Here is a 25,614-nt window from a genome sequence, read left to right as displayed (position 1 = left end):
GCGCGCTCATGCGGTCAGCAGGAGTCCAGGATGCCCTTCATGGCGTCCTTCTCCGCCGAGGTCACCCAGACCCCGTATTTCGCTTTCACGTCGATCTGGCGGGCGATGTAGGCGCACCGGTACGCCTTGCGCGGCGGCAGCCAGGTGGCCGCGTCGGAGTCGCTCTTCTGGCCGTTCAGCGGGCCGTCCACGGCGAGCAGGTTCAGCGGGTCGTTGGCGAACTCCTTGCGCTTGGTCGCCGACCACTGCTGGGCGCCCTTCTGCCAGGCGTCCGACAACGGCACCAGGTGGTCGATCTGGACCATGCTGCTGGTTTTCTGGCCGCGCTCGAACTCGATGGTCTTGCCGCTGTACGGGTCGTTCAGGGTGCCGGTCAGCACGATGCAGTCATGGGTGCCCGACTTGAACGTCTCGTCCTCCATGTCGCGCTTGAGGATGTCGTTACGGGTGTCGCAGCCGTTGCGGTCGACGTCGGACCAGGCCGGGCCGAACTTGTCGCGGTCGAAGCCGGTCTTGGGCGCGCGGCCCTTGACCTCCAGCTCGCCGAGCTTCTTCTTCGCGTCGGCGACCGCGGCGGAGTCGGGCTTCGCGTCCGAGACCCCGCCGCTCGACCGGGCCTCCAGTCCGCCGCACCCGGCCAGCATCGTCACCGTGGCCAGGCCGGCCATGAACGCCCGTACGCGCACGCTTGCTCCCCAGACTTCGCTCAAAAACCTCGTAAAGTCTAGGTAATTCCCCGGTATGTCGTTATAACGCCTCTACGGCATCGACCAGCCACTCCGCCAGATAGCTGGCGAAAGACGATCTCACGTAGATCCGGTACGTATCGGGCGCCCGCCGTTCCAGGATCACCGGCGCCTTGCCCAGCAGGGTCTGGGCGTGCCCGGCGAAGGCCGACGGGTGCAGGTCGATCGGGCAGCCGGTGATCAGCACCTCATCGGCCGCCGGGCCCGCCAGCTCCAGCACCGTACGCTGCCCCGACACCTCCACCCAGGCAGGCCCCGGCGTCGCGTCCCCCGCCACGAGCCACCAGGACGGCCCCAGCCGCAGCCCCGCCCCCGGATCCGCGCCCCTGACCTCCCACATCGGCTCGAACGCCACCTCGCGCAGCCGCACCCGCTCCCCGCTCGCCGCCGCGAAGCGCGCGGCGAAGGCGGCGGCCGGGCTCTCCGCCTGCGCCCCGGTGAGCGGCCTGACCGTCCCGGCCGGCAGCGGCTCGCCGTCGCGGCGGGCGTTGCCGGGGTCGTAGAAGACCGGCTCCACGACCGTCACGGGCAGCGCCGCGCCCCCTGACACCGCGGTCAGCCGGTCGCCCGGCGCCGCCTCCCTGGCCAGCGCCAGGCAGAAGGTACGGCCCAGCGCCTCGCTGTGATAGCTGGAGGTGACGTGACCGAGCATCGGCACCACGCCGTCCGGCGATCGCCCGGCCGCCACGAGCTGCGCGCCCTCGTCCACCCGCGCGGCGGGGTCGTCGGGCAGCAGGCCGACCAGGCGCTTGCGGTCCTGCCGCGCGGTGTCGGGCCTGGCGTGCGAGCGCTTGCCGACGAAGTCGGGCTTGCGCTTGGAGACGATCCACGACATGCCGAGGTCCTGCGGGGTGACCGTGCCGTCGGTCTCCTGGCCGACGATCGCGAAGCCCTTCTCGGCACGCAGCACGTGCATGGTCTCGGTCCCGTACGGCACCGCGCCCAGCTCCAGCACCGCCTCCCACAGCGCCCGCCCGTACGCCCACGGCACGTTCACCTCGTACGCCAGCTCGCCCGAGAAGCTGATCCTGAACACCCGCCCCGGCACGCCCAGCACGTCGACGGCCGCGTACCGCATGAACGCCAGATCCACCGCCCCCGGCGCGACGGCCGCGAGCACCCGCCCGGCGTGCGGCCCGACCACGGCGACCGTCGCCCAGTGGTCGGTGACCGAGGTGAACGACACGTCCAGGTCAGGCCACTCCGTCTGGCGCCACTCCTCCAGCCAGTCGAACACCGCGGCGGCGTTGCCCGTCGTCGTGGTCATCAGGTAGTGGTCGTCGGCGAGCCTGGTCGTGGTGCCGTCGTCGAACACCATGCCGTCCGCCCGGCACATCAGGCCGTAGCGGCAGGCGCCGACCGGGAGGGTCGAGTACATGTTGGTGTAGACGCGGTCGAGGAACGTCCCGGCGTCCGCGCCCCTGATGTCGATCTTGCCGAGCGTGGAGGCGTCCATGGCGGCCACGTCCGTGCGGGCCGCGCGGCACTCGCGCCGCACGGCGTCCTCCATCGACTCGCCGTCGTGGGGGAAGTACCAGGGGCGCTTCCACTGGCCGACGTCCTCGAACACGGCGCCGCGCGCCACGTGCGCGTCGTGCATGGCGGTGGTCCTGACCGGGTCGGACAGCTCGCCCCTGTCGCGTCCCGCGAGCGTGGCGAACGACACCGGCGTGTACGGCGGGCGGAACGTGGTCGTGCCCACCTGGCCCGGCGCGGCGCCGAGCAGCGCCGACATGACGCCCACCACGACCGCGCCCGACGTCTTGCCCTGGTCGGCGCCGGTGCCCGCGGTGGTGTAGCGCTTGACGTGCTCGACCGAGCGCATGCCGGTGCCGGTGGCCCTGGCGAGGTCGGCCACGGTCACGTCGCGGTGCAGGTCCGCGAACGCCGGCTCGCCGCCGTCGCCCTCGACCAGCCACAGAGCGGCCGGCGGCGCGATCGGCCGCTCGTCGCACTCAGGAACCCGCAACTCCTCACGGCCGCCGCCCCGCCTGCCCGCGCCAAGCCTGCCCGCGCCGAGCCTGCCCGCGCGGAGCCCGCCAGCGCCGAGCCCGCCAGCGTCCTGCCCGCGCGCCTCGGTCCGGCTCGCGCCGAACCCGCTCGCGCCGTCGGCGCCGCTGCCGGCGAGTGCCAGTTCCGCCGCTTCCGTGCCCGCCGCGTGGCCGTCGGCGATGGCGTCGCGGGTGCCGTACAGGCCCCTGCACGCCCCCGCCGACCGCTCGGCCTGCGCGGACGTGCCCGGCACGAACGCCTGCAGCTCCTCGTCGAACCTGGCCCGCCCCTGCGACTGGCTGAACAGGTGCACGGCCGGGTTCCAGCCGCCGGCCACGGCCAGCAGGTCCGCCTCGACGTGCCGGGAGCCGATCAGCACACCCTTGAGCACGCCTTCGGCGTCGCCGGTCGTGCCGGTCACCACCTGCCCGTCGCGGCGGGGATCGACGACCTCGACGACCTCCACCCCGGCCGCCGCCAGGTCGGCCGCCGCCTCGTGGCCGGAGTCTGCGCAGGCGAAGACGACCGCCCGCCGCCAGGGCGCGACCCCGTACCGGTTGGCGTAGGCGCGGGCCGCCGAGGCGAGCATCACCCCGGGACGGTCGTTGCCGGGGAAGGCGACCGAGCGCTCGTGCGCGCCCGTGGCCAGCACCACCCGGCGGGCCCTGATGTGCCACAGCCGCTCGCCGCGCGCCCGCCGCTCCACCGCCACCACGTAGTTGTGGTCGTAGTAGCCGACGGCGGTCGTCCGCGTGAGCACCCGGCCCGGCAGGTCGAGCCCGGCCACCCAGTCGAGCGCGGGCGCGTCGTCGAGCAGCAGCCGCCCGTTGAGCAGGTCGCCGCCGAGACGCGGCTGGTCGTCCACCAGGATCACCCGCGCGCCCAGCCGTCCCGCGGCGCTCGCGGCGGCGAGCCCGGCGGGACCGCCGCCCACCACGAGCACGTCGCAGTGCAGGTAGCCCTTGTCGCAGCGGCGTTCGTCCACGGCGTGCGGGTCCACCCGGCCCTTGCCGCGCAGGCTCCACGCCTCCAGGCCGTCGTACAGCTCGACCGTGGTGGCGGCCAGCATCGGGTCGGGGCCGACGCGGACGAGCGCGTTCGGCTCCTCGGGGCCCGCGGTGAAGACGCCGCGCGGCCGGCCGAGGGTCACGCTGCGGCCCACCACGCGTACGCCGTTGCGCAGCAGGGCGGCGGCCAGCGTGTCACCCGGCTCGCCCCGCAGCGGGCGGCCGTCGAACGTGAACCTCATATGGGTTTCCTGATCTCGTGGGTGACGGTGTGCCGCTCGACGTCGAACCAGGTCCGGCAGCCGTGCACGTGGAACCAGCGCTCCCGGAACCAGCCCTTGGGGTTGTCGCGGAAGAAGACGTAGTCGGCCCACTCGGCGTCGGACGTCTCGCCGGCCGGGTGGGCGACGCCGGCCTGGCCGCCGTAGTGGAACTCGGTCTCGTCGCGGGGGCCGCAGTGCGGGCAGTCGATGAGCAGCATCAGTGCGCCACCGCCGCCGCGCCGTGCTCGTCGATGAGCGCCCCCGTCGTGAACCTCTCAAGCGCGAACGGCTCCGCCAGCGGGTGCGGGCGGTCGTTGGCGAGCGTGTCGGCGTAGACCCAGCCGGAGCCGGGGGTGGCCTTGAAGCCGCCGGTGCCCCAGCCGGCGTTGACGTACAGGCCCTCGACGGGCGTGCGGCCGATGATCGGGGAGGCGTCGGGCGAGACGTCCACGATGCCGGCCCAGGTGCGCAGCACGCGCACCCGGCTGAAGATGGGGAACAGCTCCAGGGCCGCCGCCATCTGCGCCTCGATCACATGGACGCCGCCGCGCTGCCCGTACGAGGTGTACGCGTCGATCCCCGCCCCCATGACCAGTTCGCCCTTGTGGGCCTGGCTGACGTACACGTGCACCGCGTTCGACATCACCACGCAGTCGAGCACCGGCTCCAGCAGCTCCGACACGAGCGCCTGGAGCGGATGCGACTGCAGCGGCAGCCGCAGCCCGGCCCGCGCGGCGAGCACCGAGGTGTGCCCGGCGGCGGCCAGCGCGACCTTGCCCGCGGCGATCCTGCCGCGCGAGGTCTCGACGCCGACGACCCGGCCGCCGGTGATCTCGAACCCGGTGACCTCGCAGCCCTGGATCAGGTCCACGCCGTACGCGTCCGCCTTGCGGGCCAGCGCCCATGCCACGTGGTCGTGCTTGGCGATGCCGCCGCGCCGCTGCAGCGTGGCCCCCATGACGGGGTAGCGGGCCCGCTGGGAGACGTTGATGACCGGGCAGAACTTCTTGACCTCGTCGGGGTCGAGCCATTCGGCGTCCACGCCGTTGAGCCGGTTGGCGTTGACCCGGCGCCGGCCCTCGCGCACGTCGCCCTGGTTGTGCGCGAGGTTGAGCACGCCGCGCTGGCTGAACTGCAGGTCGTAGTCCAGCTCCGCGCTCAGCCCCTCCCACAGCTTGAGCGAGTGCTCGTAGATGGCGGCGCTCTCGTCCCACAGGTAGTTGGAGCGGATGATCGTGGTGTTGCGCGCCATGTTGCCGCCGGCCAGCCAGCCGCGCTCCAGGACGGCGACGTTCGTCAGGCCGTGGTTCCTGGCCAGGTAGTACGCGGTGGCCAGGCCGTGGCCGCCGCCGCCGACGATGACGACGTCGTAGGCGGGCTTGGGGTCGGGGTTGCGCCAGAGGAAGTCGGGGTGGGTCAACGTCGGATCTTCTCCATCCCGGGGTCGTACAGGGGCTCGGCGGCGACCTCCGCGGGGACGCGGCGGCCGAAGTAGGAAATTTCCACCTGTGTCCCGGGTTGGGCCAGCTCCGCGGGCAGCCAGGCGTAGGCGATGGGACGCTCGATCGTGTGGCCGTAGGCGGCGCTGGTGACGTAGCCGACCGTGCGGCCGCCGTGCCTGACCGGCTCCTTGCCCATGACGACCTCGGCGCTGAGCAGCGGCACCAGCTTGCGGGTGACGTCGGCGTCGAGCGCGTCGCGGCCGATGAAGTCCTTGTCCTGCTTGACCGCGAAGCCCAGCCCCGCCTCGTACGGGGTGTGCTCGCTCGTCATGTCCACGCCCCACAGCCGGTAGCCCTTCTCCAGCCGCAGGCTGTTGAACGCGGCCCGGCCCCCCGCCACCGCGAGGCCCGGCGCCCACAGCGTGTCCCAGAGCTTCAGCCCCATGTCGGCGCTGGTGTAGAGCTCCCAGCCCAGCTCCCCCACGTACGACACGCGCAGCGCCAGCACCGGCACGTGCCCGATGTGGCCCTGCCGGCAGCCGAAGTAGCGCAGGCCCTCGTGCGAGAGGTCCATGTCGGTCAGCGGCTGCACCAGCTCCCTGGCGCGCGGCCCCCACACGCCGACGCAGCAGGTGCCCGGCGTCAGGTCGCGCACGCGTACGCCGCCCGGCGCGTGCCTGGTCAGCCATTCGAGGTCGAGGTTGCCGTTGGCGCCGACCTGGAAGGTGTGCTCGTCGAGCCTGGCCACGGTGAGGTCGGAGCGGATGCCGCCCTTGGCGTCGAGCAGCAGCGTGTACGTGACGGAGCCGGGCTTCCTGTCCACGTTGTTCGTGGTCATGCGCTGCAGGAACGCCGCCGAGCCAGGACCGCTGACCTCGATGCGCTTGAGCGGCGTCATGTCGTACAGCGCGACGCCCTCCCTGGTGGCCAGCGACTCGCCCGCCGCGATCGGCGACCAGTAGCGGCTCGCCCACGCGTCCCGCAGCTCGGCGCCGGTGGCCGCCCTGGGCAGGCCCTCGTTGGCCGCGTACCAGTGCGGCCGCTCCCACCCCGCCGCCTCCAGGAAGAACCCGCCCAGCTCCCGCTGCCGCACGTGGAACGGGCTCGTCCGCAGCGGGCGCGGCGACTCCATCGGCTGGAGGGGGTGGATGACGTCGTACACCTCGACGAAGTTCTGCTTGCCGCGCTCCTCGACGAACGCCGGCGACAGCTGCGCCTGCTCGAACCTGCCCAGCTCGCACTCGTGCAGATCGATCTCGGAGCGCCCGTCCACCAGCACCTCGGCCACCGCCCGCGCGACGCCGGCCGAGTGGGTCACCCAGACGGCCTCGGCCAGCCAGAACCCGTCGAGGTGCGGCGCCTCGCCGATCAGCGGGAAGCCGTCGGGGGTGAAGGAGAAGACGCCGTTGATGCCGTCCTCGTACTTGGACTCGGCCAGGGCGGGCAGCAGCTCCACCGCGTCGCGCCAGGCGGGGTCGAAGTCCTCCTCGGTGAACGCCTGCACCGACGGCATCGTGGTGCCTCGCGGGCCGATCTCGTCCTGGGTGACCGGCATCGGGCGGTGGGAGTAGGAGCCGATGCCGATGCGGTCGCCGTGCTGCCGGAAGTAGAGGTCGCGGTCCTGGTGGCGGAGGATCGGGCCAGGTCGCAGGGCGCCGAGGGGGCCCGACTTCGCGTACTGGTGGGCCAGCGGCAGCAGCGGCACGCTCAGCCCGGCCATCGCGCCGACCGTCGGCCCCCAGAAGCCGGCCGCGCACACCACCACGTCGGCGGGGATCGTCCGGTGCTCGCCCTCCACCACGACGGCGACGCCGGTCACCCGGCCGCCGCGCTGGTCGATGCCCACGACCGTGTGCCCGCCCAGGAACCTGGCGCCGCGCTCGGTGGCCCGCGCCGCCTGCCGCTCGCCGCACGCGACCGCCGTCGCGAGCCCGTCGGAGGGCACGTGGAAGCCGCCGAGCACCTTGTCCTCGTCGAGCAGCGGCCACAGCTGCGCGCACTCGCCGGGGTCGAGCAGCCGCGCCTCGACGCCCCACGACTCGGCCCAGCCGAGCTTGCGGTGCAGGTCGGTCCAGCGTTCTGGGGTGGTGGCCAGCTCCAGGCCGCCGACCTGGCGGAAGCAGTCCGCGCCGAGCGCGGTGTACTTCCTGACCGTGTAGGCGGCGAACTCGGTCATCGTCTTCGACGGGTTGGTCTGGAAGACCAGGCCGGGGGCGTGGGAGCTGGAGCCGCCCGCGGCGAAGAGCGGGCCCTGGTCGACCACGGTGACGTCCGTCCACCCCCGCTCGGTGAGCTCGTCGGCGAGGGCGCAGCCGACGATGCCCGCTCCCACGATCACCGTACGCGGTCGGCTCATGGTGCCTCCGGTTGTTCCTTATGACGCAACACGCACCGCACTACGCAACGACCATAGATTCCAGGGACCGCCGGAACAAGAGCCACTTCGGTGCACAACGGCCGCATCCGGACTGTGCCCGCACGGGGAGATCGAGCGGGGCGGCGTACCAGTACGCTGACCTCGGATCATCGCATGGGAGGGGGCGTCACGGCACCATGGCGCAGCGGCGCTTACTGGACGGGCTCGGTGTCACGGCGGCCGAGGAGACGGCCTACCGCGCCCTGCTGCGGCACGGCCCCGCCACGCTGAGCGAGCTGGCCACCGAGACCGGCTCGTCCGCCGCCGCCATCCGCCGCATGCTGCCCAGGCTGGAGGACCTCGGCCTCATCTCGCGCGTCGCCGGCCGCCCGCTCCGCCTCGTCGCGACGCCGCCGACCATCGCCATCGACATCCTCGTCGCGCGCCGCCAGGAGGAGCTGACCCACAGCAGGGCCGCCGCCGCGCTGCTCGCCACCGAGGTCGCCGAGCGCGGCGGGCCGCATCCCGAGGAGGTGCTCGAGGTGGTGACGGGGCGCGACGCCGTCGCCCGGCGCTACCTCCAGCTCGAACGCAACGCCACCAGGGAGCTGCTGGTGCTGGTGCATCCGCCGTACGCGGTGGACGTCAGCGACGACCAGGAGAACCTCCGCCGCGCCGCCCGCGGCGGCGCCCCCGTGACGCGCGGCATCTACAGCCCGCTCGCCTTCGAGCAGCCCGGCATGCTCGACCACACCCGCCGCGCCGTCGCGGACGGCGAGCAGGCCAGGCTCGGCTCGGTGCCCGTCAAGCTCGCCGTCGCCGACGCCCGCACCGCCATCCTCCCGCTGGTCTCCGACACGGACAAAGCCGTAGAAAGCGCCCTGGTCGTCCACCCCTCCGCCCTGCTGGACGCCCTGGTGGGCCTCTTCGAAACCCTGTGGCGCGCGGCCGTCCCGCTCCGTCTCTCAGCCGACAACCTCGAACCAGAATCCTGGCCCTCACCCCCGGACACGGAGGTGCTGGCTCTGCTGGCGGCCGGCCTGAAGGACGACGCCATAGCCCGCCAGCTGGGCCTCAGCCCCCGCACGGTGCAACGCCGCGTCCAAATGCTCGCCGAACGCCTGGGCGCCCGCACCCGCTTCCACGCCGGCTACCTGGCCGCCCAACACAACCTCCTCCCCAAGGACCCGTGATGACCAAGCCGGTCACGTACGTCCTCACCTAGGAGAACGAGCGCTGGGTCCCGCGCTGCCCCACCGGCGAGACCTTCGTCTTCGGCCGCTAGGTGATGAGGAGGCCGCCGTCCACGGCGAGGGTTACCCCGGTGATGTACGACGAGGCGTCGCCGGCCAGGAAGACGGCTGCAGCCACGAGTTCGGCGGGGTCGCCGGGGCGGCCCATGATGACGCGGGACTCCGTCATGCGTTCCAGGTAGCCCGGTTTGTACTGCTCGGTCATCTCCGAGGCGAAGAAGCCGGGCTCCAGGCAGTTGACCCGGATGCCGCGGCGGCCGGTCCACTGCTGGGCCAGGTCGCGGGTCAGGCCCACGACGCCGGCCTTCGAAGCGCTGTAGGCGGCCTGGGGCAGGCCGGCGGTGGTCTCGCCGAGGACGCTGCCGATGTTGACGATCGACGAGCCCGGCCGCATCACCCGCGCGCACGCCTGCGCCATCCAGTAGGTGCCGTGCAGGTTGATGTCGATGACCTGGCGGAACTCCTCGGGCGTCTCACGCAGCGCGGGCACGGCGGTGCCGACCCCCGCGTTGTTGATGAGCACGTCGACCGCGCCCATGCCCTCGACGGCGGCGGCCACCAGCGCGTCGCAGTCGTCCGGTTTGGACACGTCGGTCGGGACCGCCAGGCACCGGCGGCCGGTCTCCTCGACCAGCCGCCGGGTCTCGGCGAGACGATCGGCGCGGCGCGCGGCGATCACCACGTCGGCGCCGGCCTCCGCGAGGCCGCGGGCGAAGGCGACGCCGAGGCCCGCGGACGCGCCCGTGACGATCGCCACCTTGCCGTCGAGCCGGAACCGCTCCAGCACCGTTGACCGCCCTCCACCAGATCCGGAGCCCGGTTGAAAGCCCGGCCTAGAGCCCGTATTCCTTGACGATGCGCTCGTGCCGCTCGACCTCGACGTCGATCTCGCGCGCCAGGTCGAGCCAGGCCAGCGGGTGCACCCAGCGCTCGGTGGCGTCGTCGAGCAGCGCGTCGACCTCGGAGGGCGAGACGTTGGGCGGCACCGCGACCCAGCCGAAGACGCCCGGCAGCGACTCGCCGGTGGAGGGGTGGGTGATGGTGTAGTTCTCGTCGCTGTAGACCCACATCGGCCAGCCGCGCTCGGCCATGACCTCGGTGAACTCCGCCCAGTCCTCCTCGCTCGGCGCGGCGCCGTCGAAGAAGTAGCTGGTGTAGCCGCCGGGCCGCAGGATGCGCACCGCGGCGAAGGGCGGCACGAAGTTCTGCTGCTCCTGGGGGTCTTCGGGCACCGGCTCCAGCAGCTGCGGGTCGAAGACGACGAGGTCGCCGGCGTTGTAGTCCATGCCGCGCGGCTGCGGCAGGGCGAGCCTGGCGGTGGCCGGGCCGGTGCGGATGGACAGCACCTGGCGCTGGCCGCCGTCGGGGGCGGGCAGGATGAGCCTGATGAGGCCCATCTCCTCCTCGATCGGCCCCTCGGCGGACTTGATCGGCATGCCGATCTTGGCCGCGCCCTTGCGCACGGTCTCCCAGTCCTCGGCCGAGGTGGCCATGACGATCATGCGCCAGGTGTCCTCCTCGGTGAGCTCGTCGAGCACTTCGAGCAGCACCTGGGCGCCCCTGGCGTTCTGGTCGATCTGCTGGGCGGCGCCGGACAGCAGGCGGCGGGCGTCGATGCCGGCCCCGGCCGCGATGGCATGCTCGCCCGTCTCGACCGCCTCGGGCCAGCGCTCGCGGGCGCTGTGGAGGCGGGTGAGCGCGAGGTATTGGGCCGCGTGGGGCAGCATGGCGGCCATCTGCTCGAGCCGCTCGTCCTGGCGGGCCTCGATGAGCAGCGTGGTGAGGTAGGCGACGTCGTCACCGTCGGCGGTGGCGATCTCGCCGGTGTCGACCAGCTTCTTCCAGTAGATGTCGGCGCCGGTGGCGGGGTAGCCGAGGAAGCCGAGCGTGGTGGTGTGGCGGCGGGTGGCCTCGAGGTCGTCGCCGGACAGCGGGGCCAGCCAGCCCACCCACTTCTCGGGGTCGGCGTTGAAGCCGTCGGCGGCGTCGAACAGCCCGACGCGCTCCTCCAGCGGGCCGGGAGCGGCCGGCTCCTGCGCGCCGTCGGCGGCGGCGCGCAGCGCGGCGATGCGCTCGGCGAGCTCGCCGCTCTCGCGCAGCTCGGCGGTGCCGGACTCGGCGAGGTCGGCGAGCAGCCTGGCCTGCCACACGCCCTGCCGGCCGAGCGCCAGGTCGCCGGCGACCAGCGCCAGCTCGACGCGGGCGCGGTAGCCGCCCATCATGCCGAAGTAGTCGATCCACTGGCGCACGACGCGGCCGAGCTGCCAGGTGTTGGTGATCTGGGCGGAGCCGGCCAGCTTGCTGACCGCCTCGGTCCACTCGACCCACACGCGCGGGTGGTCGCCCACGACGTCGAGGTCGGGCAGCGCGTCGACGGACTCGGCGATGCGGCCGAGCGTGGCGAGGATGAGCGCCCTGCGCACGCCGTCGCGGTGCTCCTTGGCGACCGGGTCGTCGGGCTTGAACTCGGACGCGGCCTGCAGCGCGGTGAGCGCGTCTTCGGCGCGGCCCGCGGCCAGCAGCGCGCGGGCGCTCTCGGCGCCCAGCTCCCAGCTCGCCTCGCGGCCCGCCGTGCGCAGCCGCTCGACGGCGGACTCCGCGTAGGTGACGGCCTCGCCCGCCTTGCCGGCGTCGATGAGGGCCGCGACGTATTGCGTCGTGAGGCCGGAGAAGGCCGGGTTTTCCGGGCTCATGTCCTCGAGGAAGGCGCCCACGGTCTCGAGCCGCTCGGTGGCGTGGCCGGGGCCGTCGGCGTTGGCCCACGCGATGGCCATCGCCTCGGCCGCCGCCGGAGTCGCCGGGCACTCGCGCACGTCTTCGCGCTGAGCGAACGCCAGCAACTGCTTGGCGTCGTCGACCGCGACCGCGCCCTGGGCGCGGTCGCCGATGCGGCCGATCAGGTGCCAGTAGCGGGCGTAGAACTCGAGCCAGGGCAGCTCCAGAGCCTCCGCCTGCTGCGCGATGGCCGGAGCCATGACGTCGAGCTGCGGGTATCGGCCCTCGTAAGCCTGTGCGGGGAGGTCTCCCAGCGCCATGGCGAGGCCAACGTTGCCCGCCTCGGAAAGCTGCTGCTGGGTTTCGCCGACCCAGGCCCAGATGTCCACGTCCATGGGCAGTCAGTCTGCCAGGTCAACGAGCGTCCCCAAAACGCAGAAGCTCGATCAGCTCGTCCGATTCGGCGTCGGTGAGAACCGAGAACACCTCAGCCATGAGATCGTCGGTGTTCTCTTCCACCGCCGCGCGCCGCTTCACGACCTCCGGGCCCGGCCTCTCGTACGGCTCGGGCCAGGTGAAGAAGCGCGCGACGTCCTCGCCCGACGAGCGTCCCAGCGGCAGCGCGTCGTGCTCGGCGGCCAGGGTCGCCTCCAGGGGGTGCAGGCCGGCCGCGATCACGGCGTTGGCGTGCAGGCCGCCGCGCAGCTCGCGGACGACGTGCATGAGCTGGACGGCCCGGGCGGGCGGGTCGCCGGGCAGAGGCACGGCCCGCCAGCCCGCGAACAGCGGCGCCCCCACGGGCGAGGCCTGCTCGACGACCGGCTCCAGCAGCTCGGCGATCCTGGCGCAGCCCTCGTAGCCGCCGAGCTTGCGCCGCCCCCACTCCTGGCAGGCGGCGGCGTACAGCTCGACGGCGCGGTCCGCGGCCAGCTCGCGCCCGCCGTTCCAGCTCGCCTCGACGTGCTCGGGCGGGAAGAAGACGGCGACCGACGTGACGACGTCGGCCGCGCACTCGCCGAGCACGCCGCAGCGGCCCCGGAAGTACGCCTCGCGCGGGCCGAGCCCGTACTCGTCGCAGATGGCCTTGACCTCGCGCGAGATCATCCATCCGCCGCCGAACTGCCCGATGGGCGTCTTGACCCTGGCCGCCGTGGTGCGTGGGTGCGCCATGTCCACCTCTCAGTTCAGGAAGTGGACCCAGCATCCCCTAGCAGAACATCATTCTGCAATAGTCAGTTCGCCGCTCGCGATGATCACCGCCGGTCCCGACAGGTAGCTGGTGTCCTCGTCGAGGATCACCCTCAGCGTGCCGCCCAGCACCTCGATCGTCCACGTGCCCGTGGTGTCGCCGGTCAGCGCCGCCGCCGCGACCGCCGTGGCCACCGCGCCCGTGCCGCAGGCCCTGGTCTCACCCGAGCCGCGCTCGTAGACGCGCATGACCGCCCGGCTCGTGCCCACCGGGTTGAACAGCTCGATGTTGACCCCCGCGGGGAAGACGCCCGTGTCGAAACCGGGCTGGTGGTTGAGGTCGAGCTGCACGACCGGGTCGCCGATCGAGCAGGCCAGGTGCGGGTTGCCCATGTCGACGTGGAGGCCGGTGTACTCCTGGTTACCCACCGACGCCGTGCTCTCGCCGTGGACGGAGGGCTTGCCCATGTCCACCGTGATGTCACCGTTCGGCTCGACGCGCACCCTGCGTACGCCGCCCCTCGTCGCCACGCCGAACTCCGTGCCGTGCACGAGCCCGGCGTCCACCAGGTAGCGGGCGAACACCCGCACGCCGTTGCCGCACATCTCGGCCATGCTGCCGTCGGAGTTGCGATAGTCCATGAACCACTCGGCCGCGGCCGCCTGGTCGGCCACCTCCGGGCTCTGCTTCGTGGGCGCCACGCGGAGCACGCCGTCGGCGCCGATGCCGGCCCTCCTGTCACAGATCTTCGCGACGAGCGAAGCCGACAGATCGACCTCACCGCCGGGATCAGGCAGGATGACGAAATCGTTCTCGGTGCCGTGCCCCTTGAGAAAGCGCATCTTAGGAGTTTATTCGTACGGGTGTCCGGCTATGAGAGCGAGGGATCGCTCAAGCAGGTCCGGGGCGTCGTACGCCAGCCACCGCACCCGCGGATCGCGGCGGAACCACGACTCCTGCCGGCGGGCGAAGCGCCTGGTCAGCCTGACCGTCTCGGCCTTCGCCTGCTCCTCGCTCCACTCCCCTTCGAGAAACTTGACGACCTGGGCGTAACCCAGCGCCCTGCTCGCCGTGCGGCCCTCGGCCAGGCCCTGGCCCAGCAGCGTGCGCACCTCGTCGACCAGCCCGGCCGCCCACATGCGCTCGACCCGCAGCTCGATCCGCTCGTCGAGCACCGGCCGTGGCACCTCGACGCCGATCTGCACGCTCGGATAGACCGCGTCGTACGACGGCATGGTCGCCGAGAACGGCCGGCCGGACAGCTCGATCACCTCCAGCGCCCGCACGACGCGGCGGCCGTTGGTCGGCAGGATCGCGGCGGCGGCGGCCGGGTCCTGCTCGCGCAGCCGCTCGTAGAGCGGCGCGGGGCCGCGCTCGGCCAGCTCCGCCTCCAGCCTGGCCCTGATCTCCGGCTCGGTGCCGGGGAACTCCAGGTCGTCGATGGCCGCCCGCACGTAGAGGCCGCTGCCGCCGACCAGCACGGGCACCTCGACGGCATCGAAGACGGCCCTGGCCAGCTTCTGGTACTCGGCCACGCTGGCGGTGACCGTGACGTCCCAGATGTCCAGCAGGTGGTGGGGCACCCCGCGGCGCTCGGCCGGGGTGAGCTTGGCCGTGCCGATGTCCATGCCGCGGTAGAGCTGCATGGAGTCGGCGTTGACGCACTCACCCCCCAGCCGGAGGGCGAGGTCGACGGCGAGATCGGACTTTCCTGCCGCCGTGGGACCCACGACGGCGATCACTGGCTGCTGGCGCACGGCGACAAGTCTGCTAGAGATCCAGCAGGGTCGGCTGCAGGTAGCCCTCGTGGGTCAGCAGCCACCGCTTGGTCTCGACGCCCTCGCCGCCGCTGAACCCGCCCAGCCCGTTGCCCGCCGCCACCACCCGGTGGCAGGGGATCACGATCGGGATCGGGTTGGAACCCATGATCGAGCCGATGCCTCTCGCGGGCACGCTGGAGCCCGCGAGCGCGGCCAGCTCGCCGTAGGTGACGGCGGTGCCGTACGGGACCTTGTGCAGCGCCTGGAGGACCCGCAGCCGCGAGCCCGACATCAGCCGCCAGTCGATCGGCGTCCCGAACGTCTTCAGCTCGCCCGCGAAATAAGCCTTCAGCTCGGCGACGGCGGAGGCCGTACGATCCGGGTCATGGACTTCAGCCAGATCGAGCCGGCCTGTCACCCTGGCGCGGGACCTCCAGCCCGACGCCACGAGGCCGTTCTCGGTCAGGGCCAGGACGAACGTGCCCACCGGCGTGGGCACCTCGGCGATGGCGACCGTCTCCTCGCTAGGGGTCATCGTGTCCTCACGTGAGCTCGTGGTGCTGGGAACGTCCAGCGCGGTTCCTACCCGACACCGTAACCACAACGGCTACCTCCTGCGCTGGGACGGCCAGGGCTTCCTGTTCGACCCTGGAGAGGGCACGCAGCGCCAGATGACGTACGCGGGCGTGAGCGCCAACGACGTCCACTGGATCTGCCTGACCCACTTCCACGGCGACCACTGCCTCGGCGTGCCGGGGATCGTGCAGCGGATCGCCCGCGACAAAGTACGCCATCCCGTCCGCGCCGTCTTCCCCGCCTCCGGCGAGACGTACTGGCGCAGGCTCCGCCACGCCGCCGCCTTCGCCGACACCGCGGTCATCTCCGAACATCCCGTCTCCGGCGACGTGTCCTCGGTCGGGCCGGTCATCGCGCGCCGGCTGTCCCATCCCGTCGAGTCGTACGGCTACCGCGTCCAGGAGCCCCTCGGCCGCCGCATGCTGCCGGAGAAGCTGGCCGCCCACGGCATCCGCGGGCCCGAGGTGGGCGAACTGCAGCGCACCGGGTCCGTACGCGGGGTCACGCTCGCCGAGTGCAGCGAGCCGAAACCGGGTCAGAGCGTGGCGTTCGTGATGGACACCCGGCTCTGCGACTCCGTCTTCGAGCTGGCCAACGGGGTCGACCTGCTGGTCATCGAGGCCACGTTCCTGTCATCAGAGGCGGCGCTGGCCAAGGAGTACGGGCACCTGACGGCGCTGGAGGCGGGACTCGTGGCGGCCGACGCGGGGGTGCGGCGGCTGGTGCTCACCCACTTCTCCGAGCGGTACGGATTCGACGACGAGCCGGCGTTCGTCGAGGAGGTGCGCAGGCACTTCGACGGCGAGGTGGTGCCGGCCCGCGACCTGACGCGCGTCCCCGTCCCCAAGCGCCGGCCCACCGCCTCCCAGGTCCGTCCAGGTCAGGCGAGCCAGGATCCGGCGAAGTAGCCGACGCCGTAGGGGGCGGTGGCCATGAGCAGCCGGCCCTCGTATGCGTGCGCCCCCGCCGCCCCGGCCAGCACCTGGAGCGCGGCCCTGCCGCTCACCCACAGCCGGTCGGCCGACGCGGGGTCGAGGGTGGCCAGCGGCGCGGGGTCTCCGGTGGCGATGGCGTCGGCGATCCGGTCGTTGAGCGGGCCGGCCGCCTCGTCGTACCGGCCTGGTGCGCGCGGGCTCAGGCACGCCGAGCCGTCGGCCATCACCAGCAGCGCAACCCGGTCGCCGCCACCGGCCAGCTTCTCCCCCAGCGCCAGGCACTCCTCCGGCGCCGCGTCGAACGCCACCGACCGCAGGGCGTCCGGCGTCCGGTCGCCGAGCAGCAGCCGGGCGACGGTCAGCGACAGCGGCAGCACCGGCTCGCCGCCGCCCGGGGTCGCCAGCTCCACGCCCCAGGGGCGCAGGGTGCCCGCGGCGGTGCCGTCGTAGGAGGCCGTGGTCTCGGCCCCGCCCACCACGATCAGCGTGTCAGGACGGGCCTCGGCCAGCCCGGCGACGGCGGCGTGGCAGGCGGAGCGGAGGTCGGGCATATCGAGCACGACCAGCGGGGTTGGCGGGCAGACGGCCGCGGCGACAAGCACGCCGCAAGAGTACTCACGCCCCCCACCACGGCGCCCGGTGGGCCGATCTCGTCCCCGCCACGCCCTCAGTACGGACCTCGAGTGACGCGGGAGCCGAGAGCCACGCCCTCAAGACGGCCCTCGAGTGACGCGAGGGCCGAGAGCCACGCCCTCAGTACAGGCCGCGGCCCTCAACCACCACCTCCAGCAGCCCCTTCGTGTACGCCTGGGTCGCCTGGTGCAGCCCGCTGCCGAAGCTCACCCGCGCCACGCCCAGCTCCGCGAGCCGCCCGAGCGGCGGGACCCCGGGGGCGGACAGCACGTTGACCGGTCCGCCCACCTCGCTCACCAGCGCCCTGATCTCGTCCTCGCCGGTCGCGCCGATGGGGTACACACAGTCGGCCCCCACTTCCAGGTACCGCCGGCCCCGCCGCACCGCCTCCTCGCGTGACGGCCGTCCGGCGAGGTAGACGTCCACCCTGGCGTTGATCACCAGCCCAGGGCCCGCCGCCGCGCGCACCTCGGCGAGGAAGTCCGCCTGCTCCCCCGGATCGACCAGCTCGCCGGTGTCCGGCAGGGAGTCCTCCAGGTTGCAGCCGACGGCCCCGGTGGCGAGCAGCCGTTCGGCCAGCTCGGCGGGCTTGAGCCGGTAGCCGCGCTCGAAGTCGGCCGTCACGGGGACGTCCACGGCCGCCGCCACCCGGGCAACAGCGGCCAGCATCTCCGCTACGGGCGTCCGCTCGCCGTCCTCGTGACCGAGCGTGCGGGCCACCGCGGCGCTGCTGGTGGCCACCGCGGGAAACCCCGCCTGCCGTACGGCCCGCGCGGAGGCGGCGTCCCAGACGTTGGGCAGCACCAGCGGGCGTCCCGGCACGTGCAGCGCCCGCAGCACGGACGCTCTGTCAGTCGTCATACGCCGACCCTAGGCACCCGCCCGCCAGGAGCCGAAGGTCCAGTACGCCCCGGAATCGCCGAACCACTTTCGCCGGCCTCAACGGCCGCCCTCAAGGGTGAACGGTCCAAGGGCGGGTCAGCGCACGGCTGGAGGCCGGAGGAGGGTCAGCGGCCGCTCACATGGTGAGCCCCGGCCAGGCGGGGCTACGGGCGGGTCAGCGACCGCTCACAAGGCGAGCCGCCGCCGGGCGGGCCACGAGCCGGCCAGCGTCGCGCCTGGGGCCGGGGGAAGGGTCAGCAGCCGCTCTTGGAGCACTGGCCCGCGACCGTGCCCGCGGGGCCGTCGGCCGGGCTGTCGGAGGTGCCGCCGTTGCCCGAGGACTGCGGGGACTTCGCGGGGGACGAGACCGGCTTCTTGCCGTTGGTCGTCTTCTCGCCGGAGTCGCCGCGCGCGGCGTTGACGCCCTTCGAGCCGCTCTTGTCGGTGCCGGCCGGGTCGCCGCCACCGGTGCCGGGGTCGGCCACGTCGCCCACGCCGCCGTCGTCCACGGGAGCGTCGGCGGCCTGGTCCTTGGCGCCGTCGCCGGGCTCGTCGGTGGTGACGTCGCCCATGGTCGCGTCGTCGTCGCCCTGGAGATCGTCTCCCGGGCTCTGGGACGTCTGCGGCCCGGCGCCGCTCTGGGCGGCCTCACCGTCGTTCCCCGCCAGCAGGTAGCCGGCGCCACCGGCCGCGAGCAACGCGACGAGCGCCGAAGCGGCGAGGATCGTCGCCTTCTTGTTGTTCTTGGTCGATCTGTTTCTCTGCGGTCTATTTCGCGGATCGAGCCGGGCGTCTCCCGGCCCGGACAGGATCTCCTGGCGATCCGCCTGGTTCGGATCTTGCATGGCGCTACAGCTCCCTGCGGTCGTATCGGGGAAAGCTCACCGGCTTCCGCGGGTGATGGACCACACTAGCCGCAACAGCCTAATGCTCGCACAACAATCACAAAGGAATCACGACTTGTCCCCCCTTAGATCCATTTCCCCAGGTGGCCGCGCCCACCTCGCGCCCATGGCCGGAGTCTTCGGGGTACTGGTCACCGCGATGCTAGGGATTTTCCTAGCATTCACCGACTCGCGGGAACCATCTTCGCAAAGACCGCAGGGATTCGATCGGGAAACCCCGCTTTCCGTAAGATCGAATTCGTCTGAATCGCCACTCTCGGCGTCGATCACACCACAAACAGCCACACCCGCAGCGAGGCGGTCGAATGGAGCGATCCACTCATCGTCGCCCCGCCCGGCGTCGATCATGTTCGGCCCGCTGTCCCCACCCTGGATAGAACCGGTGCCGCCTTGGGACCCGGCCGCCGACCTTCTCCCGCCCTGGGAGACCCCGGCCGGGCGGCCCCTCCCGCCCCTCCCCTCGGCGGGCCCGCTGACGTCCCCGGTCCCCCCGACGTCCCCGGTCCCCCCGACGTCCGCGGTCCCCCCGACGTACAAGAAGCCGATCCTGCCCACCCCAGAAGCGCGCCCCCTCGTCCCACCTCAGAAGGCCCGCCCGCACGGCTCACCGGCCCCACAGGCGCCGCCCCAGCCACCCCCACCAGCAGAGCCGGCCCAGAACCCCGAACCGGCCCAGAAGCCCGGCATGCCCGACCCCTGCGCCACGTTCCACGACTTCCGCCGCGGCCCCTGCTACGACGTGCTCAACCGCCTCACCCGCTGACGGCCCAGGACACGGCAGAGGACACGGCAGAGGGCGGCACCGGAGAACCGGTACCGCCCTCGACGAAACGGATCAGTGCGCCGAGCAGCCCCCCGTGGCGGCGGGCAGCGGAGCGGGACGGCCGATGGTCGGCATGCCGAGCAGCACCCCCGGCGACGGGGCCCCGCCGCCCTGGCGAGCCTCCCAGGCGTCGCCGGCGCGGGTGCGCCGCACTCCGAGCACTGCCCCGTCGGCGACCAGGTGGTGCGGCGCCGCGTACGTCACCTCGACCGTCACCATGTCACCGGGCCGCGGCGTCTCGTCACCGACGGCGAAGTGCACGAGCCGGTTGTCCGCCGCGCGCCCGGACAGCCGCCTGGTGGCTTCGTCCTTGCGCCCCTCGCCCTCGGCGACCAGCACTTCGAGCGTGCGCCCGACCTGCTTCTTGTTCTCCTCCCACGAGATCTCCTCCTGCAGCGCGACGAGCCGTTCGTAGCGCTCCTGGACGACCTCCTTCGGCACCTGGTCGGCCATGGTGGCCGCCGGAGTGCCGGGGCGGATGGAGTATTGGAAGGTGAAGGCGTTGGCGAAGCGGCTCTGGCGTACGACGTCGAGGGTGGCCTGGAAGTCCTCCTCGGTCTCGCCGGGGAAGCCGACGATGATGTCGGTGGAGATGGCCGCGTCGGGCATGGCGGCGCGCACGCGCTCGATGATGCCGAGGTAGCGCTCGGCGCGGTAGGAGCGCCGCATGGCCCGCAGCACCCGGTCGGAACCCGACTGCAGCGGCATGTGGAGCTGGTGCATCACGTTGGGCGTCTCGGCCATCGCGGCGATGACGTCGTCGGTGAAGGCGGCCGGGTGGGGCGAGGTGAAGCGCACCCGCTCAAGACCCTCGATGCCGCCGCAGGAGCGCAGCAGCTTGCCGAAGGCCAGCCGGTCGCCGAACTCCACGCCGTAGGTGTTGACGTTCTGGCCCAGCAGCGTGACCTCGAGCACGCCCTGGTCGACCAGCGCCTGCACCTCGGCGAGGACGTCGCCGGGGCGGCGGTCCTTCTCCTTGCCGCGCAGCGACGGCACGATGCAGAACGTGCAGGTGTTGTTGCAGCCGACGGAGACGGACACCCAGGCGGCGTAGGCCGACTCGCGCTTGGTGGGCAGCGTCGAGGGGAAGACCTCGAGCGACTCCTTCAGCTCGACCTGCGACTCGCCCTCGATGCGCGCCCGCTCCAGCAGCACCGGCAGCGAGCCGATGTTGTGGGTGCCGAACACGACGTCGACCCACGGCGCCCGGCGGACGATCTCGCCCTGGTCCTTCTGTGCCAGGCAGCCCCCGACGGCGATCTGCATGCGGGGGTTGCCGGCCTTGGCCGGGCGGAGGTGGCCGAGGTTGCCGTAGAGGCGGTTGTCGGCGTTCTCCCGCACGGCGCACGTGTTGAACACGACCACGTCGGCCGTCTCGCCGTCGGGAGCGGGCACGTAGCCGGCCTCTTCCAGCAGACCGGACAGCCGCTCGGAGTCGTGGACGTTCATCTGGCACCCGTATGTGCGCACTTCGTATGTGCGGGCGCCCTCCTGGGTCACAGTCATGGCAGGTTCAAGGGTAGTCGCAGTCAGCCTTGACAAGGGCCGTACGGTTCTAAAAGGCCAGCTTGACGGCATGATGTGATCGGATCGGTACCGCTCGGTTAGTGCACAGCGTTCTAATGCCCTCTACGTTTTACTCCATGACGGAGAACGGCGACGCCACTCCACTGGTCCAGTTGGAGAACGTCAACAAGCACTTCGGGGCGTTGCACGTCCTGAAGAACATCAACTTGACCGTCTCTCGTGGCGAGGTCCTGGTCGTCATCGGCCCATCGGGCGGCGGTAAGTCCACTTTGTGCCGCACGATGAACCGGCTGGAGACGATCAGCGACGGAAAGATCATTTTCGACGGTCAGGTCCTGCCCGAGGAGGGCAAGGGGCTGGCGCGGCTGCGTTCCGAAGTCGGCATGGTCTTCCAGTCGTTCAACTTGTTCGCGCACAAGACCATCAGGGAGAACGTCACTCTCGGCCCGGTCAAGGTGCGCGGAGTCGCCAAGGACGCCGCGAACAAGCGCGCGATGGAGCTGCTCGAACGGGTGGGCATCGCCGCGCAGGCGGACAAATATCCGGCCCAGCTTTCCGGCGGCCAGCAGCAGCGGGTCGCCATCGCCAGGGCGCTGGCCATGGACCCGAAGATGATCCTGTTCGACGAGCCGACCTCCGCCCTCGACCCCGAGATGGTGCAAGAGGTGCTCGACGTCATGGTCGGGCTGGCCCGTGACGGGATGACCATGGTGGTCGTCACGCACGAGATGGGATTCGCCCGGAGGGCGGCCAACCGGGTGGTGTTCATGGCCGACGGGCAGATCGTGGAGGAGAACACCCCCGACGAGTTCTTCACCAACGCGCAGACGGACCGGGCGCGTGACTTCCTTTCGAAGATTCTCACGCACTGACAACCAAGGCAGGGAACACATGCACATGCGTCGAATGGGAGCAGTGCTCTCGGTGCTGGCGATGGCCGCCGGCCTCGCGGCCTGCGGCGGCGAGAGCGGCGGCGGTGGCGGCGACTACGCCACCGTGGCCGACAAGATCGCCGGGGGCGGCACCATTGTGGTCGGCACCAAGTGGGACCAGCCGAGCCTGGGCCTCAAGACGGGCAGCGAGCCCGAGGGTTTCGACGTCGACGTGGCCAAGGCCGTACTGAAGGAAGTGGCCGGCGGCAAGGACGTGAAGATCGAATGGAAGGAGTCCGCCTCCTCCAACCGTGAGCCGTTCCTGCAGAACGGCACGGTCGACATCATCTTCGCCACCTACTCCATCACCGAGGAGCGCAAGGGCAAGGTCACCTTCGGCGGCCCCTACGTCGTGGCGCACCAGGACGTGATGGTCCGCAAGGACGACACCTCCATCAACGCCCCGCAGGACCTCAAGGGCAAGAAGATCTGCAAGGCCGCGGGCTCCAACTCGTACAAGCGGATCACCGACCCGCCGCCGGACGGTGAGCTCGACATCGACGCCACCACCGTCGACGCCGCCAACTACTCCGAGTGCGTGCAGAAGCTGAGCGGCAGCAACCTCGACGCGGTCACCACCGACGACCTGATCCTGGCGGGCTTCGCCAAGCAGGCCGGCGGCAACTTCAAGGTGCTCGGCCAGGGCTTCACCGACGAGAAGTACGGCGTCGGCCTGAAGAAGGGCGACACCAAGACGTGCGAGGCCGTGAACACGGCGGTCAAGAAGCTGTGGGACGACGGCACCATGAAGCAGCTGCTGGACAAGTGGTTCGGCGGCATCCAGGGCCTCAACCTCTCGACGCAGGCGCCGCCGGCCGAGGGCTGCGCCTGATCTCACCAATAGCGGCGGCCGGATGACCGGCCGCCGCTGCCTATGCGGTGGAGCACAATGGACGAACTCATCAAGTACGCCCCCGACCTCGGGCTGGGATTCCTGGAGAACGTCAAGCTCTCCCTCGTGTCCGCGGTCGCCTCCCTGATCCTCGGCACGATTCTGGTGGCGATGCGGGTCTCCCCCACCCCGGTCCTGCGTGCGGCCGGGACGATCTACGTCAACGTGGTGCGCAACACCCCGCTGACGCTGGTGCTGGCGTTCTCCGCGCTGGGCCTGAGCGACCAGCTCGGCCTGGTGTTCTCCGAGACGCCGACGACCAACTCGTTCTGGATCGTGTCGATGGGGCTGTCGGTCTACACCGCGGCCTTCGTCTGCGAGGCGCTGCGCGCCGGCGTGAACACGGTGCCGATGGGCCAGGCGGAGGCGGCCAGGGCGATCGGGCTGACGTTCATGCAGTCGCTGACGATGATCATCCTGCCTCAGGCGTTCCGCGCGGTCATCGCGCCGCTGGGCAGCGTGATGATCGCCATGATCAAGAACACCACGGTCGCGACGGCCGGTGGTTTCCTCCTCGACTCTGCGGCGGTCATGAAGATCACCTTTGACACGACCGGCGCGTCGATCCCGATCTTCCTCGGCATCATCGTCGCGTTCATGGCACTGACCATGCCGATCGGCTTCTTCACCGGTTGGCTGTCGCGGCGGCTGGCGGTGGTCCGATGAGCACCTCCGTACTCTTCGACGCCCCCGGGCCGCGCGGGCGGCTGCGCAACCACGGGCTGACCGTGATCAGCGTCATCGCGGTGCTCGCCGTCCTGTACGGCGTCTACCGCGGCTTCGACGCCAAGGGCCAGTTCGAGGGCAAGATCTGGCAGCCGTTCCTGGAGTGGAACACCTGGCAGGTCTTCATCATCCCGGGTCTGATCGGCACACTGCGCGCGGCGGCCGTGGCCGCGGTGCTGGCACTGGCGTTCGGCGCGATCTTCGGTCTGGCCCGGCTCTCCGACCACGCCTGGATCCGCATCCCGGCGGGCGTCGTGGTCGAGGTCTTCCGGGCGATCCCGCTGCTGCTGCTGATCTTCTTCATCTTCTACCTGGCGCCCACGCTGTTCGGCGGCGGCGACTACGCGTTCGCGGCCGTCGTGCTCGGCCTCACGCTCTACAACGGATCGGTGCTCGCCGAGGTCGTCAGGGCCGGCGTGCACGCGGTGCCCAAGGGGCAGTCGGAGGCGGCGTACGCGGTCGGCATGCGCAAGAACCAGGTGCTGCGGCTGGTGCTGCTGCCGCAGGCCATCACGGCGATGATGCCGGCGATCGTCAGCCAGCTCGTGGTGCTGCTGAAGGACACCGCGCTCGGCTACATCATCGCCTACGTCGACCTGCTCAACACCGGCTTCAAGATCCTGCCTGCCGCGTTCTTCGGCTCGCTGATCCCGGCGGCGATCGTCATCGGCATCATCTACGTGGCGCTCAACCTGGTGCTCAGCTATCTGGCCACCTGGCTGGAGCGGCGCAGCCGGCGCAGCAAGAAGACGGCGGCGCGGCCCGTCGCGGCGCCCGGCTCCGCCGAGGTGGGCGTGGCCGCGGGCCAGGGCACCGAAGGCGGTGGCCTGGCACCCGACCGTCCCGTGGAATGACCCCTGTCGACGAAGCCCCGGCGAATCCCTCGCCGGGGCTTCGTCGCTTTACCCAGAGATGTCCCACACCGGGTTACCGCTGCGCCCTTCTGGTTAGCCGTAGACCATGCGTGGGGTGGTGCTCGCGGGAGCGGCCGTGACGCTGGGCCTGGCCGCGTGCGGCGGCGTGGGGCGGCCCGCGACCGTCGTCGACAAGATCAAGGACACCGGTACGGTCGTCGTCGGCACCAAATGGGACCAGCCCGGCCTCGCCCTGCGCACCGGCAGCGGCGACCCGCAGGGCTTCGACGTGGACGTCGCCCGCTACCTCGTCCGCCACCTGTCGGGCGGCGCCGAGGTCGCCATCACCTGGCGCGAGTCGCCGTCGTCCACCCGCGAGTCGCTGCTGCAGAACGGCACCGTGGACCTGATCGTGGCCTCGTACTCGATCACCGAGTCCCGCAAGCCCAAGGTGACGTTCGGCGGGCCGTACGTGATCGTCAGCCAGGACACCATGGTCCGCGCCGGCGACACCCGCATCCGCCACGTGAGCGACCTGCGCGGCAAGCGGATCTGCCTGGCCGAGGGGTCGAACTCGTACCGGCGGATCGTGGACCCGCCGCCCGACGGCAAGCTCGACCTGCCCGCGCAGCTCGTGCCCGCCGTCAACTACTCCGCCTGCGTGCGCAAGCTCGCCGCCAACCTGCTCGACGCGGTCAGCACCGAGAACCTCGCCCTGGCCGGGTACGTCGAGCGCGAACCAGGCCGGTTCCGGCTGCTCAACGAGCCGATCAGCGACGAGCAGTGGGGGGTGGGGCTGAAGCAGGGCGACGTCGAGACCTGCGCGGCCGTCAACCGGGCCATCACCGCCATGTGGCGGGACGGGACGGCCGACCGGCTGCTGCGCAAATGGTTCGGCCGCTCCCACCTGACGCTCCCGCAAGGCCCACCCCGCTCCGCCGGCTGCCCCTGATCCACCTGAGGCCCCCGCCCCTATGAGTCCCCCAGACCCGCACCCCCGTGAGGTCGCCGCCTCGCCCCTGACCCGCACCCCACGAGGCCGTCCCCTCGCCCCTGACCCGCACCCCACGAGGTCATCCCCTCGCCCCTGACCCGCGCGTCCATGCGCGCGTGCCGGGGGCTCTCACCTTGGGCTCCCGGTCCGGGTGATCTCGGGGAACGGGCGCTGAACTGTGAGGACCGGCCCGCACTCCCGGCGATCTTCCG

At 71.8% G+C, this 25,614-nt stretch carries 22 protein-coding genes; 7 read left to right on the top strand and 15 right to left on the bottom strand.

Features of this window, described 5'->3' with window-relative positions; all coding sequences use genetic code 11:
• Nucleotides 1–14: 14 nt before the first annotated feature.
• The 5 genes from ACFFR3_RS38305 to ACFFR3_RS38285 form a co-directional block, all read right to left on the bottom strand.
• Nucleotides 15–686, bottom strand: a complete 672-nt coding sequence (locus ACFFR3_RS38305) for an HNH endonuclease family protein (protein ID WP_345398976.1) — start codon at nt 684–686, stop codon at nt 15–17.
• Nucleotides 687–747: 61 nt separating this feature from the next.
• Nucleotides 748–3,987, bottom strand: coding sequence for a 2Fe-2S iron-sulfur cluster-binding protein (locus ACFFR3_RS38300; protein ID WP_379484721.1), 3,240 nt, complete (start codon nt 3,985–3,987; stop codon nt 748–750).
• A complete protein-coding gene (locus ACFFR3_RS38295; RefSeq protein WP_345398961.1) occupies nt 3,984–4,226 on the bottom strand; it encodes a sarcosine oxidase subunit delta in 243 nt (80 codons plus the stop codon). The genes ACFFR3_RS38300 and ACFFR3_RS38295 overlap by 4 nt, the downstream gene beginning before the upstream one ends.
• Complete coding sequence (locus ACFFR3_RS38290) at nt 4,226–5,428, bottom strand: sarcosine oxidase subunit beta family protein (protein ID WP_379484720.1); 1,203 nt, start codon at nt 5,426–5,428, stop codon at nt 4,226–4,228. Before ACFFR3_RS38290 ends, ACFFR3_RS38295 begins: the two co-directional genes overlap by 1 nt.
• A complete protein-coding gene (locus tag ACFFR3_RS38285) occupies nt 5,425–7,806 on the bottom strand; it encodes a GcvT family protein (protein ID WP_379484719.1) in 2,382 nt (793 codons plus the stop codon). The genes ACFFR3_RS38290 and ACFFR3_RS38285 overlap by 4 nt, the downstream gene beginning before the upstream one ends.
• Before the next feature lie 197 nt (nt 7,807–8,003).
• Here ACFFR3_RS38285 and ACFFR3_RS38280 point away from each other — a divergent pair, with 197 nt between their 5' ends.
• Nucleotides 8,004–8,999: a helix-turn-helix transcriptional regulator gene (locus ACFFR3_RS38280; RefSeq protein ID WP_364377802.1), complete on the top strand. Its 996-nt coding sequence runs from the start codon at nt 8,004–8,006 to the stop codon at nt 8,997–8,999.
• An 88-nt stretch (nt 9,000–9,087) separates the two neighbouring features.
• Here ACFFR3_RS38280 and ACFFR3_RS38275 read toward each other — a convergent pair whose 3' ends face one another.
• From ACFFR3_RS38275 to ACFFR3_RS38250, 6 genes are read right to left on the bottom strand one after another with little or no spacing between them, the layout of a single operon-like run.
• On the bottom strand, nt 9,088–9,846 hold the full coding sequence (locus ACFFR3_RS38275) for an SDR family NAD(P)-dependent oxidoreductase (RefSeq protein ID WP_345398949.1): 759 nt from the start codon (nt 9,844–9,846) through the stop codon (nt 9,088–9,090).
• Between the two features lie 46 nt (nt 9,847–9,892).
• Entirely contained in the window at nt 9,893–12,169 is a 2,277-nt protein-coding gene (locus ACFFR3_RS38270; protein WP_364377805.1) for a tetratricopeptide repeat protein, read from the bottom strand.
• Nucleotides 12,170–12,188: 19 nt separating this feature from the next.
• Entirely contained in the window at nt 12,189–12,944 is a 756-nt protein-coding gene (locus tag ACFFR3_RS38265; protein WP_364377807.1) for an SCO6745 family protein, read from the bottom strand.
• A 48-nt stretch (nt 12,945–12,992) separates the two neighbouring features.
• Nucleotides 12,993–13,805: a diaminopimelate epimerase gene (gene dapF, locus ACFFR3_RS38260; RefSeq protein WP_379484718.1), complete on the bottom strand. Its 813-nt coding sequence runs from the start codon at nt 13,803–13,805 to the stop codon at nt 12,993–12,995.
• Between the two features lie 9 nt (nt 13,806–13,814).
• Nucleotides 13,815–14,720 (bottom strand): tRNA (adenosine(37)-N6)-dimethylallyltransferase MiaA, encoded by a 906-nt coding sequence (gene miaA / locus ACFFR3_RS38255; RefSeq protein ID WP_364377811.1) that lies wholly within the window; start codon nt 14,718–14,720, stop codon nt 13,815–13,817.
• A 13-nt stretch (nt 14,721–14,733) separates the two neighbouring features.
• Nucleotides 14,734–15,258, bottom strand: coding sequence for a methylated-DNA--[protein]-cysteine S-methyltransferase (locus tag ACFFR3_RS38250; RefSeq protein ID WP_345398937.1), 525 nt, complete (start codon nt 15,256–15,258; stop codon nt 14,734–14,736).
• A 1-nt stretch (nt 15,259) separates the two neighbouring features.
• Here ACFFR3_RS38250 and ACFFR3_RS38245 point away from each other — a divergent pair, with 1 nt between their 5' ends.
• A complete protein-coding gene (locus ACFFR3_RS38245; RefSeq protein WP_345398934.1) occupies nt 15,260–16,207 on the top strand; it encodes a ribonuclease Z in 948 nt (315 codons plus the stop codon).
• On the opposite strand, the gene ACFFR3_RS38240 is transcribed toward ACFFR3_RS38245, so the two are convergent.
• The 4 genes from ACFFR3_RS38240 to miaB all read right to left on the bottom strand — a co-directional run bounded on the left by ACFFR3_RS38240 (nt 16,180) and on the right by miaB (nt 20,983).
• The gene (locus tag ACFFR3_RS38240; protein WP_379484717.1) at nt 16,180–16,836 is read right to left on the bottom strand and encodes a class III extradiol ring-cleavage dioxygenase family protein; all 657 of its coding nucleotides are present in this window, start codon (nt 16,834–16,836) and stop codon (nt 16,180–16,182) included. The two genes, ACFFR3_RS38245 and ACFFR3_RS38240, sit on opposite strands and share 28 nt — an antisense overlap.
• A gap of 151 nt (nt 16,837–16,987) precedes the next feature.
• Entirely contained in the window at nt 16,988–17,728 is a 741-nt protein-coding gene (locus ACFFR3_RS38235) for an isocitrate lyase/PEP mutase family protein (protein ID WP_379484716.1), read from the bottom strand.
• Between the two features lie 275 nt (nt 17,729–18,003).
• On the bottom strand, nt 18,004–18,594 hold the full coding sequence (locus tag ACFFR3_RS38230; RefSeq protein ID WP_364377820.1) for a hypothetical protein: 591 nt from the start codon (nt 18,592–18,594) through the stop codon (nt 18,004–18,006).
• Nucleotides 18,595–19,489: 895 nt separating this feature from the next.
• The gene (gene miaB, locus ACFFR3_RS38225) at nt 19,490–20,983 is read right to left on the bottom strand and encodes a tRNA (N6-isopentenyl adenosine(37)-C2)-methylthiotransferase MiaB (RefSeq protein WP_364377822.1); all 1,494 of its coding nucleotides are present in this window, start codon (nt 20,981–20,983) and stop codon (nt 19,490–19,492) included.
• Nucleotides 20,984–21,120: 137 nt separating this feature from the next.
• Between miaB and ACFFR3_RS38220 the strand changes: the two genes are divergently transcribed.
• From ACFFR3_RS38220 to ACFFR3_RS38200, 5 genes are all read left to right on the top strand, one after another.
• Nucleotides 21,121–21,876, top strand: a complete 756-nt coding sequence (locus ACFFR3_RS38220) for an amino acid ABC transporter ATP-binding protein (RefSeq protein ID WP_355431948.1) — start codon at nt 21,121–21,123, stop codon at nt 21,874–21,876.
• A gap of 19 nt (nt 21,877–21,895) precedes the next feature.
• A complete protein-coding gene (locus ACFFR3_RS38215) occupies nt 21,896–22,768 on the top strand; it encodes a glutamate ABC transporter substrate-binding protein (protein ID WP_345398916.1) in 873 nt (290 codons plus the stop codon).
• A gap of 57 nt (nt 22,769–22,825) precedes the next feature.
• On the top strand, nt 22,826–23,494 hold the full coding sequence (locus tag ACFFR3_RS38210) for an amino acid ABC transporter permease (protein ID WP_364377827.1): 669 nt from the start codon (nt 22,826–22,828) through the stop codon (nt 23,492–23,494).
• Nucleotides 23,491–24,408 (top strand): amino acid ABC transporter permease, encoded by a 918-nt coding sequence (locus ACFFR3_RS38205; protein ID WP_345398910.1) that lies wholly within the window; start codon nt 23,491–23,493, stop codon nt 24,406–24,408. Before ACFFR3_RS38210 ends, ACFFR3_RS38205 begins: the two co-directional genes overlap by 4 nt.
• A 106-nt stretch (nt 24,409–24,514) precedes the next feature.
• On the top strand, nt 24,515–25,360 hold the full coding sequence (locus ACFFR3_RS38200; protein WP_345398907.1) for a glutamate ABC transporter substrate-binding protein: 846 nt from the start codon (nt 24,515–24,517) through the stop codon (nt 25,358–25,360).
• Nucleotides 25,361–25,614 lie beyond the last annotated feature (254 nt).

Origin of the sequence: Nonomuraea salmonea (assembly GCF_042428605.1) — a bacterium.
GTDB classification, from domain to species: Bacteria; Actinomycetota; Actinomycetes; order Streptosporangiales; family Streptosporangiaceae; genus Nonomuraea; species Nonomuraea salmonea.
This window is presented reverse-complemented; position numbering and strand designations above follow the sequence as displayed.

What these genes read in the sequence shown, in the direction of transcription:
- ACFFR3_RS38205 (WP_345398910.1), top strand. Translation starts at nt 23,491, where the DNA reads ATGAGCACCTCCGTACTCTTCGACGCCCCCGGGCCGCGCGGGCGGCTG.
- ACFFR3_RS38295 (WP_345398961.1), bottom strand. Translation starts at nt 4,226, where the DNA reads ATGCTGCTCATCGACTGCCCGCACTGCGGCCCCCGCGACGAGACCGAG.
- ACFFR3_RS38230 (WP_364377820.1), bottom strand. Translation starts at nt 18,594, where the DNA reads ATGCAAGATCCGAACCAGGCGGATCGCCAGGAGATCCTGTCCGGGCCG.
- ACFFR3_RS38200 (WP_345398907.1), top strand. Translation starts at nt 24,515, where the DNA reads ATGCGTGGGGTGGTGCTCGCGGGAGCGGCCGTGACGCTGGGCCTGGCC.
- ACFFR3_RS38215 (WP_345398916.1), top strand. Translation starts at nt 21,896, where the DNA reads ATGCACATGCGTCGAATGGGAGCAGTGCTCTCGGTGCTGGCGATGGCC.
- ACFFR3_RS38270 (WP_364377805.1), bottom strand. Translation starts at nt 12,169, where the DNA reads ATGGACGTGGACATCTGGGCCTGGGTCGGCGAAACCCAGCAGCAGCTT.
- miaB (WP_364377822.1), bottom strand. Translation starts at nt 20,983, where the DNA reads ATGACTGTGACCCAGGAGGGCGCCCGCACATACGAAGTGCGCACATAC.
- ACFFR3_RS38220 (WP_355431948.1), top strand. Translation starts at nt 21,121, where the DNA reads ATGACGGAGAACGGCGACGCCACTCCACTGGTCCAGTTGGAGAACGTC.
- ACFFR3_RS38210 (WP_364377827.1), top strand. Translation starts at nt 22,826, where the DNA reads ATGGACGAACTCATCAAGTACGCCCCCGACCTCGGGCTGGGATTCCTG.
- ACFFR3_RS38300 (WP_379484721.1), bottom strand. Translation starts at nt 3,987, where the DNA reads ATGAGGTTCACGTTCGACGGCCGCCCGCTGCGGGGCGAGCCGGGTGAC.
- dapF (WP_379484718.1), bottom strand. Translation starts at nt 13,805, where the DNA reads ATGCGCTTTCTCAAGGGGCACGGCACCGAGAACGATTTCGTCATCCTG.
- ACFFR3_RS38250 (WP_345398937.1), bottom strand. Translation starts at nt 15,258, where the DNA reads ATGACCCCTAGCGAGGAGACGGTCGCCATCGCCGAGGTGCCCACGCCG.
- ACFFR3_RS38235 (WP_379484716.1), bottom strand. Translation starts at nt 17,728, where the DNA reads ATGACGACTGACAGAGCGTCCGTGCTGCGGGCGCTGCACGTGCCGGGA.
- ACFFR3_RS38280 (WP_364377802.1), top strand. Translation starts at nt 8,004, where the DNA reads ATGGCGCAGCGGCGCTTACTGGACGGGCTCGGTGTCACGGCGGCCGAG.
- ACFFR3_RS38265 (WP_364377807.1), bottom strand. Translation starts at nt 12,944, where the DNA reads ATGGCGCACCCACGCACCACGGCGGCCAGGGTCAAGACGCCCATCGGG.
- ACFFR3_RS38285 (WP_379484719.1), bottom strand. Translation starts at nt 7,806, where the DNA reads ATGAGCCGACCGCGTACGGTGATCGTGGGAGCGGGCATCGTCGGCTGC.